Origin of the sequence: Listeria weihenstephanensis (assembly GCF_003534205.1) — a bacterium.
Classification (GTDB): domain Bacteria; phylum Bacillota; class Bacilli; order Lactobacillales; family Listeriaceae; genus Listeria_A; species Listeria_A weihenstephanensis.
Genome location: NZ_CP011102.1, coordinates 3,274,012 through 3,296,916 on the forward strand (window position 1 = coordinate 3,274,012; position 22,905 = coordinate 3,296,916).

Below are 22,905 nucleotides of genomic sequence, written 5' to 3' on the forward strand. Positions count from 1 at the left end.
TTGAGATGAAATGTAAGAACCAGATTGTTTGGTCTGTATAGTTAAGCAACACTTTAGGAGATGTGTAGATGAACGATTCGGATTTACGTGTGCGAAAAACGAAAAATGCACTTTATAAAACGCTATTGCAAATGCTCGAAACACAGGAACTGGCAAGCGTTACAGTGAATAGTATTTGCAAAGAGGCTTTGATTCACCGAACGACTTTTTATAAGCATTTTTATGATAAATATGATTTATTAGTATATGTTTTACATGAGCAGTTTCAGGATTATTTTGCGCTCGATATTAAAGACCGGATTAATCACCCGTTTCAGTCTGGGTTTGATACGGTTTATATGGATATGCAACTGGTTCTTGAAAAACAGAAAAATGATGATACGTTTTTCAAGACAATGGCTTCTTTTTTCTTGACGGAGTTTCAAAAAGATATCGAGGAGAACATGGATAAGTTAACGCTCACTAGTGATATTCCTGCAGACTTATTGACGTATATTTATGCGGCGAACTTAGGCGCAATCATGTACTGGTCGCAACAGATGGCGACGCCCGCGGATTGGGCTCATATGGATACACTGTTTAAAGCCGTTTTGCCGGTAAAACTTGATTTATGATGAATCGTTTTAAATAAGACAAAATATATTTTGACTCTCCTATCTATCCATTGTACAATGCATGAATAGACATAATGCATAGGAGGTTACACATGAAGACAGTTTTCGATGGGGTTCATTATTTTTATGACGACAGATTACTAACAAAGCAAGCAAGTATCACGGCCATTGCGCTCCATACGAAGAACAAGGGTAAGCGTAAAATAGCGTATGACGAAGCAAAGCAGCTTATTCGCGGCGGGGTCGCTGGTATGATTCAGCCAGATCGGATTCATATTTTCTATCGCGAAATTGATATTAAGCGAATGGTTCGCAGGCGTGATCGGCAACTTTGCGTTTATTGTGGCGGGCGTGGCGACACTGCGGATCATGTCATTCCAGCTTGTGAAGGCGGACTAACGACGTTCACCAACCTCGTCTGTGCCTGTGCGACATGCAATTTCGCCAAAGATTCGCTCTCTTTACATCTGTACCAGAAACGGCTCCTCCATATGAACATTTTTCAAAGATGGCAACACAGACGAAAATTAGTGCGCCAACAATTTATTCCGTATTTACCGAAAGATACGCAGCAATACAACGTTTTCTATACGCATACAAAAAAATTAAACAAAACCATCACGGATACCGTTGTATTACTCCAGCATTTAGATAAACGGCTTGTGACGCTAGACTCGCGGCTCAAGAAAATGGAAAGCCAGATAAAGCAAACAAGCAAGACGACGCAAAGTCAGTTCGGACGACTTGATACGTCTATTCAGAAAACGCAAGTCTTGCTAGCGGATTATATAGAAACAAACACCAAGCGTACTCTTTGGCAGAAAATATTTCATTAAAAAAACTACACATGGTTTTTTCGCCCTATTTCCAGGATGAGAAAACATGTGTAGCTTTTTTCATATCATCAAGGCAACTCGTTCCCCGCTGCCAAATAAATTTCATACCATTCTTGACGTGTTAGCGTGATATTCGATGCTTCGCTAATCGCTTGCAAACGCTCAGGATTCATCGTCCCTACCACGGTTTGAATCTTCGCCGGATGACGTAAAATCCACGCCGTTGCAATCGCCGTATTTTTCACGCCTTTTTCAGCAGCAATACGATCAACTACTTTGTTCAACTCAGGGAATTCCGGATTATCGAGGAAAACGCCTTCGAAAAAGCCGAATTGGAACGGTGACCAAGCTTGGATTGTAATATCTTTCAAGCGACAGTAGTCTAAAATACTGCCATCACGGTCAATCGAACGATCAATTTTCATGTTAACGTTAAGTCCAGCATCGATCATGCCAGTATTGGTGATGCTAAGTTGCAACTGATTCGCGACCAATTTCTGCTCTACATATTTGCTCAAAAGCTCGATTTGCATCGGATTCTGGTTACTTACCCCAAACTCGCGCACTTTACCACTTTTCTTAAGCGCTGTAAATGCTTCTGCTACTTCTTCTGGCTCTACCAATGTATCAGGACGGTGAAGCAGTAAAATATCGATATAATCGGTTTGTAAACGTTTTAGAATATTATCTACGGAATCTAAAATATGTTCTTTTGAGAAATCGAACATGCCTGGACGAATACCGCATTTCGATTGCAAAATCATTTTTTCACGTACCGATGCGTTCATTCCAACTGCATCCGCGAAAACTTCTTCTGATTTTCCACCACCATAAATATCCGCGTGATCGAAGAAATTAATCCCCGCGTCCATCGCTGTGTTGATCATTTTTGATGCATCATCCTTCGATAAATCGGCCATACGCATACAACCAAGCGCGATTTCAGGAACTAGCAAACCACTGTTACCAAGATTAATTTTGTTCAATGGAAACACCTCTTTGTCTTATTTGATAAACACTTACTTTTTCATTTTCACACTCTAGCTTGGCGAAGTCAATTAAGAACCTCCGCTACTTGCTGCCGCTGCACTCGCCGCCGCTGCTGCACTTGCCGCTGCCGCCCGTTCTATCGCAATCAGAATGTGAACCGATACCATCAAACTCTCGACTTGGTCCTGCGTCATGTTCCGCGCTTGATCCTCTGTATACAAACTAAGCGCCATCGCCGTGTAAAATTCGCGATTCCAACGCAGACCGCTCTCATCGCGCATCGCCGCTAACAAATCGAAAAATACTGCATCCAATTCCGTGCTTTCCCGCACATACGCCAAAATTCCAAGCGTCACATAATGAATCGGACGAATTTTCACATCTGCGCGCTCCAGTTCCTCCGCCAAACGCACCACTTTTTTCACATGATTCGCGTCACGTTCCATATAAATCAACGTCGAAGTCGCCGCCAAGAACTGCAAACTGTCACTTCTTTTGAATCCTGCACGATTAAACTCGGTAAAATAATACTCGTTAATCTCCGTCAACTGCTCCACCGAAAGCGGCGTATCCAATTGTGCCATCAAAACCGCCGACGTCACATCTTCCGCCCCCGTCAAAAATGGATGCTGCTTCCGCAAAGCCATGTAAATATCGCGCGCCCGATCCGCCACATTACGTGGTTTATCCGACCGTAAAAGTAAATACGCGCCAAAATACGTGAAATTTGTCCGTTTGAATCCACTTTCCACGAGCAATTCATAATTATCAATCACATGTGCCACTGTCTTTTCATCATTTTGCCCATTCACCAACAAAAGCCCGGCAAGCGATGCCCGCGTGTCTCCATCTAACACATTGAAGAATCCCAACTGCTTCTTGAACAGCGTCGTCACATCCTTAAATGCCTGGCCGTCAAACACCTCTCCCTCACTCGTGAAAAGCTGCGCTACCAAGAATCTAATCCGCTTATCAACGCCCATCACGCCCGAATTTTTCACCTGCTGAAAGTTTACCAATAAATCACTAACGATTCTACCACTATCAAAAACCAAATCTGCCATCTACTATCGCGCTCCTTTGATATCTCGTTATTTCATATATCCATTGTACCAAAGGAAGAAAAAGACTACAAACGCAAAAAAATGAATCTAGGCAAAATTCCCAGACTCATTTTTTTCACTCACTTGTTCAACGTACTATTCCTGCGTCCATATGCAAAATACAAAATCAGGCCTAGCAAGAACCAAATCCCACACGCAATCCAAGTGGCAACAGATAGTCTCGTAATCAAGAATAAACACATCAAGAATGAGACAATTGGCAACACTGGGTAAAATGGCGTTTTAAATCCGCCACTCGCAATCGATTTATTCCGACGCAAGAAAATGATCCCAATCGATACCATCATAAACGCGAATAACGTTCCCATATTCACGAGCTCCGCTAAACGATTCAGTGGCACGACGCCAGCGAAAAACATAATAACAATCGCGTACGTCCAAGTACTTTTGATCGGTGTATTTGTTTTCTCATCGATTTTTGCCATACTTTTCGGTAACAAACCATCGCGTCCCATCGCATAAATCAAGCGCGTTCCGCCATAAAGCATCACGAGAATAACTGTCAGCATCCCAACAACCGCGCCCAATGAAACAAATCCAGCAATCCAGTTCTGGTTAATGACTTGTAGCGCGAATGCAACTGGATCAGCGACGTTCAAGTCTTTGTACGAAACAATTCCCGTCAATACAATCGATACCGCGATGTACAAAACCGTACAGACAAGTAGCGATCCAATAATCCCAATCGGCATATTTTTCTGCGGATTTTTCACTTCTTCGGCAGCTGAGGAAACCGCGTCAAATCCGAGATAAGCGAAAAACACCAAGGCTGCACCGTTCAGTACGCCACTAAATCCAAATGGCATGAACGGTTGCCAGTTATCCGGCTTCACGTAGAACACGCCGACCACGATGAATATTAAAATAACGCTAATTTTCAAAATAACCATGAACGCATTGACCCGTGTCGATTCACGAACACCGCGCGTCAGTAAAAAGGCAATAATCCCAACCACCGCAATCGCAGGAATGTTGATATACGTTCCAGCAGCTGGATCAAACGCGCCCGAAATCGCGTCTGGAATGTTGATATGGAATCCAGCCAGTAGTGTTTTGAAGTAGGACGACCAACCACTAGCCACAGAAGCCACGGCCAAGCCATATTCAAGCAGAAGTGCCCAACCGAGCAGCCAAGCAATGAACTCCCCGAAAATGACATAGCCATACGTATAGGCGCTGCCAGCAACCGGTACTGCCGACGAAAATTCCGAGTAACATAAGGCCGCGAGCGCGCAGACCAGCGCTGCAATGATAAATGATAGTACAATCGCCGGACCTGAATGAAGCGCCGCAATCGTCCCTGGCAAAATAAATATCCCAGTCCCAACAATCGCGCCAACACCAAGGAAAATTAAATCCATCGCGCCCAGCGTTTTCTTTAAATGAATGCTATTACTTTTGTTATGAATAAGTGATTCTAATGGTTTTTTTCTAAATAATGATTTTAAAAACATAATTGTGTAGCTCCCTATTAGTTTGTTATAAAATGTATTTATTAATCCTATTCCCATCATACCTTTAAAGCGTACATGCGTCAATGCTTTAAATGATATAAGTCTTTTTTTGTTCCCCATACTCAGATATGCTACAATATAAGCAAGTAAATTTTAGGATATAGCTTGTCACAAGCATATAAGGAGTTTGATAAAAATGGATGAAAAATCAACACGCTCTTCCGTAGCAGAAAACATTTTAACTCAGATTGATAATGAAACAAAGCTCGGTGATTTAAAAAAAATCGCGAAAGATATAAAAAAAGACCACGAGTTAGCTATGGAACTTTGGTCAACAGAAGCGTTTCGCCCCAGACTATTAGCAGTTCTAATTATGGACAAAAAATTGCTTACACAGGACTTTTTAAATAGACTTGATACGGATATGCAACCGCACTCTTTTGTTGAGCGAAATAATTTGATGGATTGGCTCATGGCTAATCAACTCATGAAAAGCAAGAAGACAATCACCTTGATGGAGTCCTGGGAAAAAAGTTCGTCCGCCCTTCAAAGACGCATTTTCTGGTATTATCAAGCACGACTTAGATGGACTGGACAAACACCACCGGATAACACCGAAGACTTGCTAACTGCAATAGAGGCTACTATTATGCAGGAAGAACCAGAAGTACAGTGGGCTATGAATTTCACCGCGGGCTGGATAGGCGTTTATGATGAGCAGAACCGTGCTCATTGTATTAAAATAGGCGAGAAAACGGAACTTTACAAAGGCCAAGTCGTGTCAAAAGGATGTACTCCTGACTATCTGCCAGAATTCATTACGATTGAGGTTAATAAACGACTTAAATAAGTAAGATTCGTTATAACGAGCTAGAACCTCTTTACCTATCATGAACATAGCCATAAAAAAACCTTCCGAAATTCGGAAGGTTTTTATCAATCTTATTTTTCTTCAGCAACAAATGGTAGTAATGCTACTTGGCGTGAGCGTTTGATAGCAATCGTTAATTTACGTTGATATTTAGCGCTCGTTCCAGTTACACGACGAGGAAGAATTTTTCCACGTTCGGAAACGAATTTCTTCAGTAACTCAGTATCTTTATAGTCGATATGCGTAATTCCGTTCGAAGTAAAGTAACAAACCTTTTTCCGACGGCGTCCGCCTCTGCGTCCTCCAGCCATTATAGTTTCCTCCTATCAAATTAAAATCCAATGATACGTATGCTTTTCCCGTTTATTAGAACGGCAAATCGTCATCTGAAATGTCGATTGGCTTGCCATCACTAGCAAATGGATCAGCGTTACGTGGTGCTTGGTAACTCTGAGATTGAGGTTGTTGTTGATTCTGTTGTCCGTAGCTATTATCATTCTGTTGGCTTTGGCCGCCAGTACTATTACCGTACGACTGCTGTCCACCGCCATCATTATTGTTACTGCTGTAGCCGCCACCACTATTTCCGCCGCCGTTTGCACTGCGGGGCTCTAGGAATTGCACACTTTCAGCAAGAATTTCTGTTACATAGACACGCTTGCCATCTTGACCTTCATAATTACGCGTTTGAACCTTACCGTCAACGCCAGCTAAACTACCTTTTTTAAGGAAGTTCGCAACATTTTCGGCTGGTTTTCTCCAAACAACACAATTGATGAAATCTGCTTCACGTTCTCCAGCTTGGTTAGTAAAGTTACGGTTTACAGCAAGTGTAAATGTCGCAACTGCAACGCCAGCAGGAGTATAACGCAATTCAGGATCTTTTGTCAGACGACCAACTAATACAACACGGTTCATCATAAGTAGAACCAACCTCCTCTCTTTTTTTCATAAAAATCCGAGCTAATCTCGGGAATATTAAGCTTCTTCTTTAATGATCATGTGACGAATGATATCATCAGAAATTTTTGCTAAACGGTCGAATTCATTGATAGAATCCGCAGTAGTAGCAGAAATACGAGTGATTTGGTACAAACCGTCTTTATGGTCTTCGATTTCATAAGCCAAACGACGTTTACCCCAATCCTTCGATTCGATGATCTCCGCACCATTGTCAGTTAAAATGCCGTCGAAGCGCTCAACTACAGCTTTCTTCGCCTCATCTTCAATGTTTGGACGGATAATGTACATAATTTCATATGTTCTTGCCATCTCTTTACACCTCCTTGTGGTCTTAGCGGCCCTGAAGTTGGTTTCATAAGCGATATAAATCGGCGGCAAGCGTTCGCACTCCGCCAATTTTGCGGACTTCCGGTTCGGCTACGCAATTCTTGCTTCGCTTAACTTCTTACATGGTCGAGGAAAATACCCTCTCCCTGTTTTCAGTCATCATGTACACGAGTACACTCCGCTTCCGGCTTCCACAAAACTGACGGAATACAAACGCTTTCGCTCGATTTGTTTAAAGCAGAATTTTACGTCCTACCCATTTAAAAACAAGAAGAACCTACAATCTTTTTTAAGCGTTTCATCTCTTATATTATAACAACCTCTCTAGTTTTTCCAACGCATTTTGCGGCTTCGAAACTAGAAACGGGCAAGGAATAATTTTTAATTACTCACGAGGTATAATTATATCATAGCTTATTCGGTATCGCAACTATGGATTGTCGCAAAAAAATGGACGGATAGTTTCAGGCGTTTTGCTGAATTGTCCGTCCATTTTCGTACTTATTTATTGAATGTCTAGGGTTACGCGTTTACTACTGAATGTATTCATGCCAAAGCCTAGATATTCATTTTCAACAGTAATGTTTACTTTTCCTTTGCCAAGAATCGTTACTTTGCCACTGTATCGGTCCACTGTTGCGATCGCAGTGTTTGATGATGTCCAATAAGTTGGGCGGATTCCGTGGTCTGTTCTATCAAATTTTGAACTTAGTGTTAATGACTTGGTCGTGGCGTTAACCGCTAATGTGTCTCCGGTGATTAGCTTGTTATCTGCGTACATTGTTTGTGTACCAGTTCCCATGTTCTCTGCTTTATCCACTTTGAAATTCCACTTTGCTCCGGTCGATGTAACGTTTAAATAACCCTCACCCCAAAAATCGACTAGTCCTGTCGCTGTGATTTGGACATACATTATTTCGTCTTTTTGCAATGTCACTGTTGGGAACGTTAGAGCTGTTGAGTCAGTCCATACTTGATTATTCTCTCTCCAGTGTTTAAATCGGATGAACGAACTTCTTGAACCGCTAGCGTCTGTTGCAAATAGGTGCATTTTGTAGGTTCCCGTTTCCGGTGCCTTGAATTTCAGCATTTCTTGGTCGCTGAGGTCGTTGTTCCAGTAGCCCTGGAAGTAATCGTCTTCCCCGTAATCGATGCGCCCTGTGATGTTTTTGCCAAACTCATAAAAAGGTGATTCATTATATAATCCTGAGTAGTCGTCTGCAATAACTTCTAGTGTATCTTTCATTAGCGTATTGACAGTTGATGTTGCTGTAATCGTGGCTTTACCTTGACCTTTATATGTCAGCGTTCCATCTGTTGCAACGGTCACTGCGGACGCGTTACTGCTTGTCCACGTGATGTTTTGTGATACGCCTGCTGGTAAAACTGTAGCTGCTAATTTTTTCGGTATGCCATTTACAACGTATTTATTCGTATCTTTTGCTTGAATTTGGACTTGTGTTGGTTTGATGTCTGTAATTGTTACGGTATGTGTTGCTTGCTTACTTCCGTCTGTCGATGTTGCGGTAATCGTTGCTGTTCCCGCGGATTTTGATGTGATTTTTCCAGCGGTATCAACTGTTGCTACTGCTGTATTGGAGCTACTCCACGTCACATTTTTATTTGTTGCGTTGCTTGGTGCTATCGTTGCCGTTAGCTGCTTTGTCTCATTCAGGGCTAGCTGACTTGTTGTCGCATCTAGCGTTACACCTGTTACCGGTATCGTCGTTTCTGCAATGCGCAGTTGATAGGCACCTGTACTACTGCTATAATGACGCGCTAAAATATAGTACGTTTCGCCAGCTGTCAGCGTGTAGGTCATCTTAAATTGATAGTTTCCATTACCATCATCGTTACTCGTTAGTTGCGATTCTGTACTCGAGTATAAAACGCCTTTCATATCGATTGTACCTTCGCTCGTGATCGCGTAACTTGCTGTTTTCGTTGGTACAAACTTGAAGTAATCTAGATCATTCGCGAAAAGAATTTGACCATTCGTTAAACTATTGTTGGCAACCGTTGTCGCTGTCGCAAAAGTACCGCCATGATCATCAACTGTGACAACGTGGGTCGCTGTTTTCGCGCCATCTGTCGTTTTTGCCGTGATAGTTGCTGTTCCTGGTGTATTTCCTGCTGTGATTTTCCCTGTCGTGTCAACTGTCGCAACGCTTGAATTCGAAGTGGTCCACGTTACGGCTTTATTTAGCGCATCTGCTGGGAGTACCGTCGCTGTTAGTTGTGTTGTTCCTGTTTTTTCGATGGAGCTTGTCGCCGTGTTTAGAGAAACGCTTTCCACGCCGATTGCTGGTTGTGTGATGCGTAGTTTGTAAGCGCCTGTCCCTGTACTGTAATGGCGGGCTTGAACGTAATAGGTTTGTCCTGCTGTTAAATCATACGTCAACTTAAATTGAGCGTTACCATTGCCATCATCGTTGTACGCCAACTGTTCTTGCGTACTCGAGTATAGATAGCCTTTCACGTCAATCGTTCCTTCACTAACAATCGTATATGTGCCAGTTTTTGTTGGTACAAATTTGAAGTAATCCAGGTCATTGGTGAAAAGAATTTGGCCGTCTGTTAAACTGCTATCTGTGACCGTTGTCGCTGTCGCAAAAGTACCGCCATGATCATCGACTGTAACAACGTGGGTTGCTGTTTTCGCGCCATCTGTTGTTTTCGCTGTGATCGTCGCTGTTCCCGCTGTGTTTCCTGCTGTAATTTTTCCAGTCGTGTCAACTGTCGCAACGCTTGAATTCGAAGTGGTCCACGTTACGGCTTTATTTAGCGCATCTGCTGGGAGTACCGTCGCTGTTAGTTGTGTTGTTCCTGTTTTTTCGATGGAGCTTGTCGCCGTGTTTAGAGAAACGCTTTCCACGCCAATTGCTGGTTGTGTGATGCGTAGTTTGTAAGCGCCTGTTCCTGTACTATAATGGCGGGCTTGGACGTAGTATGTTTGTCCTGCTGTTAAATTATACGTCAACTTAAATTGAGCGTTACCATTGCCATCATCGTTGTACGCCAACTGTTCTTGCGTACTCGAGTATAGATAGCCTTTCACGTCAATCGTTCCTTCACTAACAATTGTGTACACACCTGTTTTTGTTGGTACAAACTTGAAATAATCCAGGTCATTGGTGAAAAGAATTTGGCCGTCTGTTAAACTGCTATCTGTGACCGTTGTCGCTGTCGCAAAAGTACCGCCATGATCATCAACTGTGACAACGTGGGTTGCTGTTTTCGCGCCATCTGTTGTTTTCGCTGTGATCGTCGCTGTTCCCGCTGTGTTTCCTGCTGTAATTTTTCCAGTCGTGTCAACTGTCGCAACACTTGAATTCGAAGTGGTCCACGTTACGGCCTTATTTAGCGCATCTGCTGGAAGTACCGTCGCTGTTAGTTGTGTTGTTCCTGTTTTTTCGATGGAGCTTGTCGCCGTGTTTAGAGAAACGCTTTCTACACCTATTCCTGGCGGTGTGATACGTAATTGATACGCGCCTGTATTGCTGCTGTATGCACGAGCTTGGATGTAGTATGTTGTGCCCGCTGTCAACGTTTGTGTCATTTTGAACTGGCGGTTTCCGTTACTGTCGTCATCCGTTGCCAACTGCGCTTGGGCATTAGAATATAGAGCGCCCACCATGTCTGTCGTACCCTCACTCGTGATTGTGTACGCGCCTGTTTTCGTTGGCACAAACTTGAAGTAATCTAGATCATTTGCAAAAAGAATCTGGCCATGTGTCAAACTGCTGTCTGTTATTGTCGTTGCCGTTGCGAATACACCGCCATGGTCATCAACTGTAACAACATGACTCGCTGTTTTCGCGCCATCCGTTGTCTTCGCCGTGATTCCAGTTGTTCCTGCTGTATTTCCAGCCGTTATCTTCCCATTACTATCGACACTTGCAACCGCAGTATTTGAGCTCGTCCATGTTACGGCTTTATTTGTTGCATTTGCCGGTAGAACTGTTGCTGTCAATTGTGTCGCGCCCGTTTTCTCCAGCTGACTCGTTGCTTTGTCTAGGGTTACACCTGTTACCGATATACTACTTGTTACCCCTGGCGCTTTCATATTTAGCGTATATTCACTAGTTCCTTCATTATATAATTTCGTTCTCAAATAGTACGTTTGCCCAGCCACTAAGTCATACTTGAGTTTGAAATGATAGTTCGTACCATCTTCTGGGAATCCTCGGTGATTGTAATCGAGCAGTCCTTTCGAGCCGTTGTAAAGATATCCCGATAGGCCTGTATACGTTTCGCCCTCTGTCCACATTTCGTACGATCCCGTTTGCGTTGGGACAAATTTAAAATAATCTTCATCATAATCATAACTAATCAAGCCACTCGTTTTGCCATTATCAGAAATAGTCGTTGCTGTTTCAAACGTACGACCATGGTCATCTACCGTTAATACACACGTCGACTTAGCGCCTGTCGCTGTAGATGTAACGGTAATATTGGCCGTCCCTGCTACATTTTTCGCCGTCACTTTTCCCGTTGCATCCACCGTTGCGACAGCCGTGTTTGAGCTACTCCATGTCACCGCTTTATTCGGTGTATTTTCAGGCATAAAATTGACTGAAAGTTGGGTCGATTCGCCTTTTTCAACGCCAGTTTCGGTCTTATTTACGGCTACTTCTAGCCCTTGGTTGCTTAGCGTGATATTCATTTTAGCATTGCTCGCTGAATTCACTTTCACAGCAAAATTGGCTGCCTCACCGTCACTACGCACAGCTGCTGGTCTCGTTGTTTTGTTAAGCACCGTTTGCTGCGCGACATTCGTACCGCCTGTTCCTACATAATATAAGCCATCTAAATTGGATTGGATTTTCGCGTTTAATTGCGAGCTTCCGATAATTCCTTCATTCGCTTCTTTTAGCGTCACGAGTTGTTTTCCAATTTCTGTGTTTTTATCATATTTCTCGTTTACATGATAAATTGCGACCCCACCTGACTTAGCATACGTCGCCAAAGCGCTATCAAAACCGCTAAACTGTCTATTCTCAATTAAATAATACTCTTTCGGATTCGCCGTATTCACACGCACAACATTTCGTCCTGCCTGATCCAAGCTGAAAACATCCATGGAGTGTGTCCCTGTTACTGCAATGGTCGTCGGCGTCACCACACCCAGTTTCATTTTCGAATAAGCATCAAAATGTAGCGGCCTTGCTCCAAGCAATTCATAATCCATCCTACCCCAACTACCGCTGGCCATGACGCTATAATAGCCTAGTCCGCCACCAATACCTGCCGTATTATATAAATCTGGCAACCCTAAATCATGACCAAATTCGTGCGCAATAATACCGATGGTCGCTTGGTTCGCGCCCTGCATTTCACCGAACTGCGTAAAATCACCAAATACCTTGCCATCTAACGTTGGTGTTATTGTCGCTGGGAGGGCATGTTTATGTCCCCACGTCACAAGCTGCGAGCCACTTCCACTATTGTACGAAGCCTCTTGCCCCGCAACAATCGTCATGATATGCAGCTCATCAGCCTCTATTTTTCCATTTCCATTTTTATCGTACTGCGAAAAATCGACCATCGAATCCGCGGCTATCAGAGCATCTTTCGTTATAGCCTGATTCACGCCCGTACTATCTTTAATCGTAGTTCGTGGATGATTCCGGTTCAATTTAACGCTTACAACTCCATTATTACTCGTTCCAAATGTTTCTTTTGCAGGCAAAATGTTGATTTTATCAGCCGTCGCTTCTTTATAATACTGCTTCAGTGAATTATTTGCCGTTCCAAAAACGCGTGTATTCCAATCTGCCTCTGTCTTTTGAATCGCCACATCGTTAAACGAAACAAGAATAACAAGTAGATTTTGATCACGTGATAAACCTAATGAAGCGTCCACCGCTGTCCTTGCCTTTGGTAATTCAAAAGTTTTTGGTGCCAATACTTCACGCTTATAATCTAAAGCCGGATACTTTGTCACATCTGCTTGTTTCATCGCATTTCCAGGTACTGTATCCAACAAATAGCGTTGACCTGTCGCTACAATCTCCGCAGCTTCCTTTTCTCCACTCATAAATTCCCGAATACTTGTGTAATACCAATATCCGTCCGCTTTTTCCTCTACAATATATCCCGTTTGTGTCACTAAGTAATTGACGAATTCATCACCCTGTTGCCTCACTTTAAACGTCTGTCCTGAAGGCTGTTTAACCTCAAATTCTGCTTCCGATGCTGGTGCCGCTTGTGCCGTTATCGAAAAACTGACAGACATCGCAAAAGCAACAATTAAAAATAAAATCGATTTTCTAAATACTCTCAATGATATTCCTCCCTTTTCTTTTTATCCTCTCGCTCGTTTCAATTCAAACAAGTATTACCTGGCATCTCTCTCTTTCAAGCATCAAACATCGCAGTTAAAAGCGTTCTATTCCGATATATTAGATTCATCGGAATTGTCCGTTTTTTCAACCAAGAATACTATAACCACCAAGAAAGGCCTACCAAGTTCCCATACCCTTCCAAAAATAATATAACGTATCTCTCGCTTAAATTGCAATCCATATGTGCGATATTTCACAAAATGTACATATGGAGTTTTATAATGTAAAAAAAATCACAATAATCAAACGATCATATTGAAGAAAATAAGGCTAAAACTCATCGAAAAAACTCTAATATAGCCGTTTATATTAATAAGCGCTGCGAAATCCTCACTTTGAAAAGTTCACAAAATAATCGCAATTACTGTTTTTTAAAGCCAATTAGTATCTTATCATCAATCATATAGTCATCTGTGCGTATATTTATTACAGTTCCAGCCAGAAAAAACGCTCTCAAACGGCCAATTTTAATGTGAACACCGCAAAAAAGCCTAAAAGATCTGAACAATCCCTTAGACTCGCTTCTTCCATTTTATTTTGACGCTGATATAATAACGCCTTTTCTACTATAACGATCTGGTTGGAGAACCAAATTCGCAAGGACGATCGCCAAGCTATAAATACTGATGGGATCGCCTTTTACAGTTTCATCATCATCTTGAAGTATCGCTTTTTCGATCGTATTATCGTATTTAAAGAAATGAGGCATTAGCAATGTGTAATCCAAGCTACTTTCTTCAATTATCTTCGCACCTAGCTGTTGATTGGCCACGTAAGTTCTTTCTGTCTCCTCATCAAATCCGAAAACCTTCGCTAACTCAATGTTCTCATCCGTTACTGTTTCTTGTCTAATTTGAAATTGCGTAGTCCAAAAAAGCCTCTTCACTCCCAGCTTTTCCATCGTTTCAACAAGCGGAGTAGCAAACGTTTCAACGTGAAATGGACCGAGTGTGGAAAATACGATATCTTGGCCTTGAAGTACTCTCTCTAAATCTTCTGTATTCGTTGCATCGCCAAAAATGACTTTTGTGGTCGGAGCTACCTCTATATTCTCTTTTTCCCTACCAAACAATGTTAAATTGACATCCGGCAGTGGTTCTAAAAGTTGATAAACCGCTTTCCCAAGATGTCCAAAAGCACCTAAAATTACGATATTCATTCTGTATTCCCCCGTTCGTTTTGATTAGAGATCACAATGATCAAACGTTCACATAATTGATGAGGTTTAAAAATAGTAACTTTTCACCACGCTCGATAGTTTCATTCATCACACTATCATCTCTATATCTTCATCATAAACAACTTCTTGTTTTATGTCAAAATTTTCTTTTCTCTCTGTCACCTTGATAGCTTACCAATAATCGGTCGTATACAGGCAGACATTGATAAACATAGATTCACCAAAACGAAACCCCCATCCCATGGCTGGGATAGAGGTTTCACCTTAGTAATATTTCACGGTTTTTACTTTTTGTAGACTTGTTTCCTATGACCAACTTCTAAAGCGAGTACAATTAACTCATCGTCAACAATTTTACAAATAACTCGATAATCTCCTATACGATATCTCCACTGACCAGCGTAGTTACCTAGCAACGCCTTGCCACTTATCCTCGGATTATCCGCGCCGTCAATATGTTTCGATAACCATCTTAAAATCGTACGACTAGCCTGCCTATCTAATTTGGATAACTGCTTTTCGAATTGACGTGTTGTCTTAATCTGGTAGCTCATTCATCGTCATCCAATCCGTATTCTGACATAAGTTCAGATAAAGGACGTGATTCAGGCTTCTTTAGATATTCTTCATAGGCATAATCAGCCACCCGAGCATCATATTCATCTTCTAATGATTCGAGTGTTGTTGTCTTCAGTAAGTCCGATAAACTCTTTCCTTCAAACTTCGCCATTTCATCCAAAAATTGTTTCTCTACATCCGAAACACGAACTGTTATTGTCGCCATGCGTAATCCCTCCTTACGTTATTATCTTTATATATTATAACATGAACACAAATGTGTTTCAACACATTTGTGTTCATGTTATAATTCTTGCATCTATGACCTCATAATGACAACTCGATATATTTTGCAAACTGATTATTCTAAAACCATCTTGCCAAACATATCCTTTTCACCCAATGAACCGCCTCTTCCTAATGCATAAAAATACATAAAAAAGAATAAAAAAGCCGGGTTTCACGCTAGAAATATGATGTCTTTTTTGTGAACTCCCGATTTTTTATTTTAAAAAAAGGTTCCCATTTTGATGACCCCCTCCGCAAAATCACGATAAGATATAAGTAGAGACAAGGAGGATTGCCTGTGTAATCCACTCGTCAAAACAAATAGGAAAGCGGTGAATAAAAACAACCTAAAACATTACTGGCGTTAACCCCAGATATGAATTTCCACGTTCAGACACTCCGAAAATCGAGATGAAAAACAGCCTACAAAATAATTCCACATGTAGAAAAAAACACCGTCACAATTAGATTTAAAAAGAAAACAAGTTCACAAAAAGAATGGAGGATATAACTACTGCTCATCAGAGTATAATGCATAAGTAGTTATGATTTTAAACATGAAATTTAAAAAGAAATTTGGATTAAAAGTTCTATCGGTGGCGATGATCGCTTCCTTAATGGTACCAACTTCGATCGGAAACATCGTGTTCGCGGAAACTGCCGTACCACAAAAAACAGAAAGCATCTCACAAAATGAACAAACATTTTCACACAAAAAAGAATACCCAATTAAAAAAGGGACAGATGATGTAGAAGTTAGCGGTTCAGCCGTGAATTTAACAAGTACTGGACTTGATTTACATGGCGTTGTAAGCGGCGTGCCTCAAGCAACCTATTTACGTTTTGCTGATGTCACAATCCCTAGCGACGCGAAAATTTCCAACGCTTATATCTCATTTACAACACGTGATGCCTCGTCTGCCAGTCAATCTACGACAATTAACATCACAGGGGAAATCGGAACACAGGCTGAATTCACAAATACGGTTGCTTCCTTTAACAATCGCACATTCACAAAAGCAGCGATAAGCATGACTACACCAGTTGTTGCGACGAATACCGTTTTCAATACAAATGATGTTTCTTCTATATTAAACGAAATGCGTGCTAATACTGCCGACATTCAAAATTACGTTTTCAAAGTAGCAGGTAGCGGTCTGGGAGCATTCGTTATGCGATCTTATGAATCAAATGCAACGATGGCACCGAAACTTATCGTCGAATACACCTCTCCATCTGGTGATTACACAGCGAATATTAGCAATACCTCCGATGATGCGGAAGAAACTGGCGTGAGTAACGCGATCCAGTTGAACGCGGAAATGAAGATTGGCGGTTACGCCTCTACTACGCTTACCCCCGCAAATAAGGAGATTTCCGGCTTCCGTTTTGGTAATGTCGAACTTCCAGAAAACGCGGAAATTGAAGATGCCTATCTAGAATTCACCACAAGGGCCACTGTCGCAGATCGTGTTTCCAATATGGTCATATCATCCGAACTTGGCAATCCAGCAACATATGCCAACATCGCTGGAAACATTAGTCAACGAAACTATACCTCTTCCACCATCAAGTACCAACAACCATCCTTCACAACTGCAAACCAAGCCGTACGAACACCTAACCTTAAAAATATCATCGATGAAACGCGCTTAATGGGCTGGGAAAATGGCAGTGCGCTTGCCTTCAAGGTCGATGGTGACAACTATATTGGCAGTATTTATCAAGCTGGATCCACCGCAGCTTACCAGCCAAAACTCGTGATCAAATATAAGTACAGCGAAAATGGAGCTGTTAGTGATGACTTAATCACAGATCCCGCGAAAATCAAAAATGTCTTTATCAATGAAGTCGCAAGTATAGGAACAGATGCCGAAAATACTGGCTGGATCGAGCTTTTCAATAACAATGACGCTCCTGTACTTTTCCAAAATAATGTTTTCCTATCTGATGATGCAGCTACTTTGGATAAATCAGAGTTGAAAAACCTCTATATCCCCGCGAAAGGATATCGTATTGTGAAAGCGGACGGGACGCAAAATAATGCATCCGCTAATTTCACATTAGGCGATCGCGCGACAAAGCTTTATTTATCAACAAAATACAACAACAGCTCAAACACAATCGATTCCTTTGACGTTCGAAAAATGAATTTTAACGAAACAATCGGGCGTTTTAATGATGGCGATGCTAGCTTAGTTACTTTCAAACCTGGGACTTACGGCAGTTCTAACAATGCCGCTACTCCAATCGTCACTGTTACGGCTAGTCAAAAAACAGGAATTTATGCGAAAGCTTTCGATTTAACCCTGACAACGGATAGCATTAACACGATCAAATACACCACAGATGGCTCGATTCCAAGCGAAACAAATGGAACGGCCTACACAAAACCGATCACGATCGACAAAAATATGACGGTAAAAGCCTATGCGTATAATGCGAAACAAAATAGTGGTGTTCAATCATATACCTACTCGATTCGCGAAGATGCAGAAAGTATACCGCTCGCCAAAAAGGAATACACCGTCAAAGCAGGCACGGATGATGCGGCTGTGACCTCTACGTCTGTTAACTCAACTAGTACTGGACTCAATTTGAACGGTGTTTTAAATGCTGTACCTCAGTCCACTTTTGTTCGTTTTGCGGATGTCTCGATTCCTGAGGATGCCGTGATTACTAAAGCCCATCTCGTCTTCACAACGCGCGATGCCTCTAGCACACCAACCAATTTTACAGTAACTGGGGAAATCGGAAACGGCGATGCTTTTGCGACAACCGTTGATTCTTTCAATAATCGCAAACTGACGAATAGCGCGATCAAAACAGCGACACCTGCGAAAGTGGCGGCAAATGACCTTGTAAACACCGATGATTTAACGCCGATAATTGAGGAAATGCGTTCTGCTAATCCAGATTTGAAAAACCTCGTATTCAAAGTAGATGGTGATAAAACTGGTGCTTACATCGCTCGCTCGTATGAATCAAGCTCTGCAATGGCGCCTAAATTAGTCTTGGAATATTACTCTGGTTCTGGTGATTTCAGTGGACAAGTTGCCACAGCTTCTGATGACGCCGAAGAGTATGGAACGGCCAAAGCGATAGAGCTTAATGCGAGTCTAAGAATTGGCGGATACTACGCGGCAAGCCTAGTTCCAGCCTATAAAGACATATCTGCTTTCCGCTTCGCCAATGTCACCATCCCAGAATCAGCAGAAATTGAAGATGCTTACATGGAATTTACAACCGATGCAACGACAGCAAATAAGGTTAGCTCAAACCTTGAAATCCGCTCCGAATTGGGTAATCCAGAGACTTATAAGAGCGTTGTTGGTAACATCACATCACGCGAATATGGCAATTTAGCAGTGAAATATAGTCAGCCCGCTTTTGCAACTGCGAATCAAACCGTTCGTACTGCAAACCTCAAAGATATCATCAATGAAAATCGCTTAGCTGGTTGGAAAGATGGACAAGCGATGGCCTTCCGTCTTGACGGCGATAACTACATCGGCAGCGTTTTCCAAGGTGGCAGCGCGAAATCAGCCCGACTAATTATCAAATATAAAAACTCTGGAAAAGGCCCAAGCATTGAAGGCGCCCTCACCACGCCAGACAAAATCAAAAACGTCTACATCAACGAATTATCATCAGAAGGTACCGCGAATTCCAAAGCAGCATGGATCGAGCTCTACAACGACAACGATGTTCCAGTTATTTTAGATAAAGGAATGTACATCACAGATAAAACGAAAACACTCGATAAATTTGAGTTTTCTAACCTACTCATTCCCGCAAAAGGATACCGCGTCTTGTATTCTGATAAAGCGCCTGAGCTAGGAAACAACCATCTGAGCTTCGAAATCGGCGGTAGTGGCGACGTCGTTTTATCTGCTAAAATTGGTTCTGAAATGAAGACCGTAGATTCGATCAAATACACGAAGCAATCCTACAACCAGTCATTCGGGCGTGTGCAAGATGGTAGCAAGAACTTAACATTATTCACCTCCGACACATTCGGAAAATCAAATAATGATGGCCAGGTAAACTATGTTGTAACATTTAGCAAAGAACGTGGCATGTACGACACAGGATTTGATCTCACTCTCTCATCTAAAGCAGGCACAACGCTGAAATACACACTAGACGGATCTGATCCGAGCGCAACGAAGGGCACGACTTACACGGGTCCGATAACGATCAATAAAACGACCGTTGTCAAAGTTTACGGCTACGATGCTGCTGGAAATACAGGCGTCATTTCAAGCACTTATGTTCTCCGCGACAACTATAAGAACGAGGTAACGAGCGGCTATCAATGGCAATTCAAAAACACGATCACAAGTGAGGAATACGCCAAAGGCATGAGTGATTTCCCAGTCGTTTCTGTTACCGGTGACGCGAGTGCTCTCAATGCAACGACGCAAACACCAGGAACATTCGAATTTTTAGATACGCATATGAATAGCGGCGGAACCAACTTCTTCAGCTACTCTGGAGCGAAAAAATTTGGACAAGTCAGCGCAGGTCAATACAACTCAGGCGTTTCTGTTAAGTTCCATCGCGATTACGGCGCAAAAAAGGCCAAATACAGCTTCTTTGATCCCGTACCTGGCGATGCCTTCCCTGTTGTAAATAAATTCAGTAAATTAGAGCTTAAAGAAGGCCAAGACGGTCCGCAAAACGATATTTACAACCTAGGCTATAACCGCTATGACGAGACTGTTACCAATACTCTAGCCAAACAAATGGGCAAAATTGCGCTAAGCACAAAATACGTTCATTACTTCTATAACGGCAAATATATGGGCGTAAAAACAATGCGCGAAGACTTTGGACAGAACATGTTTGAAGAATATTTCGGCGGTGACGATGATGATTACACCAAGATCCGGTTCCAAGATGGCTATTTTGTCCCTGGAATTGTCGAATCAGGCGACGGTGACACGAACATTTTGACGAAAGTAAAAGCCGTTGCGGCCGCAAAAAATTTCCAAGAATTCAAGAACTACGTGGATGTCGAGGACTTAATTAAAACGCAAATTCTATTTATGTTTGTCGATACAGAGCAAGAAGTAGACGCCGTCGTGTCCAACGATATTTTAAACGGAAGCGGCACGAAAATGAAATTCAACATCAATGATACCGATGGCGCTTTTTATAATAACGGTGGTACTGGAACTTCCCAATCGGCCCTTGCCGGTGGTGGTGGGACATATCGCTATAAATGGAATGTAGACTATGTTTCCAGACGTGGCGCGGGCGCTTTATTCGGAAGTTTTTCTGGTGATAGTACTACAGCAACAGCCGGAAATCTTGAGTTTAAAACGCTCGTAAAAGACCAAGTTCTCGCGCAAATCGGGCCCGCAAACGGTAATTTCACAGGAACAACTGGCGCTCCTTTATCTGTAAATAATGTACAGCAACTCATCCTAGACAACCAAAAAGAACTTGATTCCGCGTACAAACTCGATGCAGCTTTCATGGGCGCTAGAAGTACCATTTATAAAGACTGGCTAACGATGCAAACGAAAGTACAGAGCCAAATGACAGACCGCGTGAAATTTTCGCTTGAAATGTGGCTGAAATACAACATGGCGCATACACTGCAAAATGTAGACATCGTGACGACAAGTGCTGGCGTAACACTCGACAATCCGAACGCTAACACAGATGTTTACTATACGACAGACGGCAGCGATCCGATGGGAGCAGACGGCATCGTTTCAACGAAAGCTACGAAATACACGCCTGGAACGACACTCGACAAAACAACAACGCTTACCGTCCGCGCATTCACAACAAATAACTGGGGGCCAATGATCGATAATGCCCTCGCAGCCGAACAAGCGAAAACGGAAGCGGCCGCTAAAAAAGCAGTCTCCGAATTGTTCGCTGATAACAATCCCGCATCAGGATCACTCAAAGATACAACCGATCAAAAAGCAATTGACGCAGCCCAAAAAGCAGTCGATGCCGTATCCGATACAACAGCAAAAGCGGCTCTACAAAAGCAGTTAAATACAGCCGCAGAATTACTAAAAAGCAAGACATCAGGAAGCATTACAACGAATGATTTTTCAATCGGAAAAGATAACTATGTAAAAGGGACATACACCGGCGCCGTATCTAAAATTGGCCTCGAAATAAATGGAACATCGCTACAAATCATCAACGCGACAGGCTCACCGTACCAATATTACGCAAAAGGGAAAATTAACGCAACAACAGATATTGTGTACGCGATTGGCTATGATGCAAACGGCAAAGAACTACAAAAAACGAAGGTAAACGTACAAAAACAAACAAGCGGACAGCTAACACCGAACACCTTTTATATAGGTAAGGATAACTATGTTACTGGGCAATTGTCTGGTGATATCGCGAAAATCAGTCTAACTGTGAATGGAACTGAGGGCACAAAAATCGGCGTTACCGCACCCGATTTCAAGTATTACGCGAACAATCTGATTCGTAACCTAACCGATGTCGTGAAAATAACCGCGTATGATACGGATGGTCAAGTGCTTGATACCAAGTCAATCATCGTTGCCAAGGAAGTAACCACAACTGGCGCCATCACTTCCATCGCTACTTTTAATATCGGCAAAGATAATTACATCACAGGGCAGTTATCTGGTGACATCGCGAAAATTAGTTTAACCGTGAATAATGTGGAAAGTACGAAAATCAGCGTCACTGCGCCAGATTTCAAGTATTACGCAAACAACGTGATCCGCAACCAGACAGACATCGTGAAAATCACCGGTTATGATAACACGGGTAAACTTCTAGATACTAAAACCGTCACGATAGCTAAAGAAACGACTGGCGTTATCAACTCTGTGTCTGCCTTCAATCTAGGTAAAGACGGCTATGTGACAGGAACGTACACCGATGATATCGCACGAGTGGAGCTACAAGTCAACAACGTTACCTTGCAACGCATCAACGTAACCGATGGAATCATTAAATATTACGCAAAAACGAGCATCAAACAAACATCAGATATCGTAAAACTCGTAGGATACAATACAGCTGGTGTCGCAGTAAGTACCAAAACCGTGCCAGTCATATCTGTAAACGGTACGATCACTGCTAATCCTTTCTTAATTGGCGTAGATAGCTACGTAAAAGGGCAGTATACGGGCGATATAGTCAAAATCAGCCTCACTGTAAATGGCGCGAAACAAACAACGATCAATGTTCCAATACCAGGGCCAGATTTCCAATACTATGCAAAGACATTGATCAAAAACGAAACCGATATAGTCGTGCTAACCGCATATGACGCAATCGGCACCATACTCCAAACGAGCAATATAGTCGTATATAAATAATCTTTACTCCCTG

The 22,905-nt window shown here is 42.3% G+C and carries 14 protein-coding genes; 4 read left to right on the plus strand and 10 right to left on the minus strand.

Features of this window, described 5'->3' with window-relative positions:
* The first annotated feature begins 68 nt into the window (after positions 1–68).
* Positions 69–614, plus strand: coding sequence for a TetR/AcrR family transcriptional regulator (locus UE46_RS15675; protein WP_036061492.1), 546 nt, complete (start codon positions 69–71; stop codon positions 612–614).
* A 92-nt stretch (positions 615–706) separates the two neighbouring features.
* Positions 707–1,450, plus strand: a complete 744-nt coding sequence (locus UE46_RS15680; RefSeq protein ID WP_051492977.1) for an HNH endonuclease — start codon at positions 707–709, stop codon at positions 1,448–1,450.
* A 68-nt stretch (positions 1,451–1,518) separates the two neighbouring features.
* Here the strand turns inward: UE46_RS15680 and UE46_RS15685 are convergent, their stop codons facing one another.
* From UE46_RS15685 to UE46_RS15695, 3 genes are all read right to left on the minus strand, one after another.
* Positions 1,519–2,436, minus strand: coding sequence for an aldo/keto reductase (locus tag UE46_RS15685; protein ID WP_036061493.1), 918 nt, complete (start codon positions 2,434–2,436; stop codon positions 1,519–1,521).
* A 72-nt stretch (positions 2,437–2,508) separates the two neighbouring features.
* On the minus strand, positions 2,509–3,504 hold the full coding sequence (locus tag UE46_RS15690) for a DUF4003 family protein (protein WP_036061494.1): 996 nt from the start codon (positions 3,502–3,504) through the stop codon (positions 2,509–2,511).
* Positions 3,505–3,623: 119 nt separating this feature from the next.
* The gene (locus UE46_RS15695; RefSeq protein WP_036061495.1) at positions 3,624–5,018 is read right to left on the minus strand and encodes an amino acid permease; all 1,395 of its coding nucleotides are present in this window, start codon (positions 5,016–5,018) and stop codon (positions 3,624–3,626) included.
* 196 nt (positions 5,019–5,214) lie between these two features.
* Between UE46_RS15695 and UE46_RS15700 the strand changes: the two genes are divergently transcribed.
* Positions 5,215–5,868: a DNA alkylation repair protein gene (locus tag UE46_RS15700; RefSeq protein WP_118907765.1), complete on the plus strand. Its 654-nt coding sequence runs from the start codon at positions 5,215–5,217 to the stop codon at positions 5,866–5,868.
* Positions 5,869–5,960: 92 nt separating this feature from the next.
* On the opposite strand, the gene rpsR is transcribed toward UE46_RS15700, so the two are convergent.
* The 7 genes from rpsR to relB form a co-directional block, all read right to left on the minus strand.
* Positions 5,961–6,200 (minus strand): 30S ribosomal protein S18, encoded by a 240-nt coding sequence (gene rpsR / locus UE46_RS15705; protein ID WP_036061496.1) that lies wholly within the window; start codon positions 6,198–6,200, stop codon positions 5,961–5,963.
* A gap of 55 nt (positions 6,201–6,255) precedes the next feature.
* Complete coding sequence (gene ssb, locus UE46_RS15710) at positions 6,256–6,810, minus strand: single-stranded DNA-binding protein (RefSeq protein WP_036061497.1); 555 nt, start codon at positions 6,808–6,810, stop codon at positions 6,256–6,258.
* 57 nt (positions 6,811–6,867) lie between these two features.
* Positions 6,868–7,161: a 30S ribosomal protein S6 gene (rpsF, locus tag UE46_RS15715; protein WP_036061498.1), complete on the minus strand. Its 294-nt coding sequence runs from the start codon at positions 7,159–7,161 to the stop codon at positions 6,868–6,870.
* Positions 7,162–7,684: 523 nt separating this feature from the next.
* Entirely contained in the window at positions 7,685–13,465 is a 5,781-nt protein-coding gene (locus tag UE46_RS15720) for an Ig-like domain-containing protein (protein ID WP_118907766.1), read from the minus strand.
* 593 nt (positions 13,466–14,058) lie between these two features.
* Positions 14,059–14,685: an NAD(P)H-binding protein gene (locus UE46_RS15725; RefSeq protein ID WP_036061393.1), complete on the minus strand. Its 627-nt coding sequence runs from the start codon at positions 14,683–14,685 to the stop codon at positions 14,059–14,061.
* Positions 14,686–14,990: 305 nt separating this feature from the next.
* Positions 14,991–15,260 (minus strand): type II toxin-antitoxin system RelE family toxin, encoded by a 270-nt coding sequence (locus UE46_RS15730; RefSeq protein ID WP_036061391.1) that lies wholly within the window; start codon positions 15,258–15,260, stop codon positions 14,991–14,993.
* Positions 15,257–15,490, minus strand: coding sequence for a type II toxin-antitoxin system RelB family antitoxin (gene relB, locus UE46_RS15735; RefSeq protein WP_036061389.1), 234 nt, complete (start codon positions 15,488–15,490; stop codon positions 15,257–15,259). Before relB ends, UE46_RS15730 begins: the two co-directional genes overlap by 4 nt.
* Positions 15,491–16,109: 619 nt before the next feature.
* On the opposite strand from relB, the gene UE46_RS15740 reads away from it, so the two are divergent.
* Positions 16,110–22,892, plus strand: coding sequence for an immunoglobulin-like domain-containing protein (locus UE46_RS15740; RefSeq protein ID WP_233230949.1), 6,783 nt, complete (start codon positions 16,110–16,112; stop codon positions 22,890–22,892).
* The last annotated feature ends 13 nt before the right edge of the window (positions 22,893–22,905 follow it).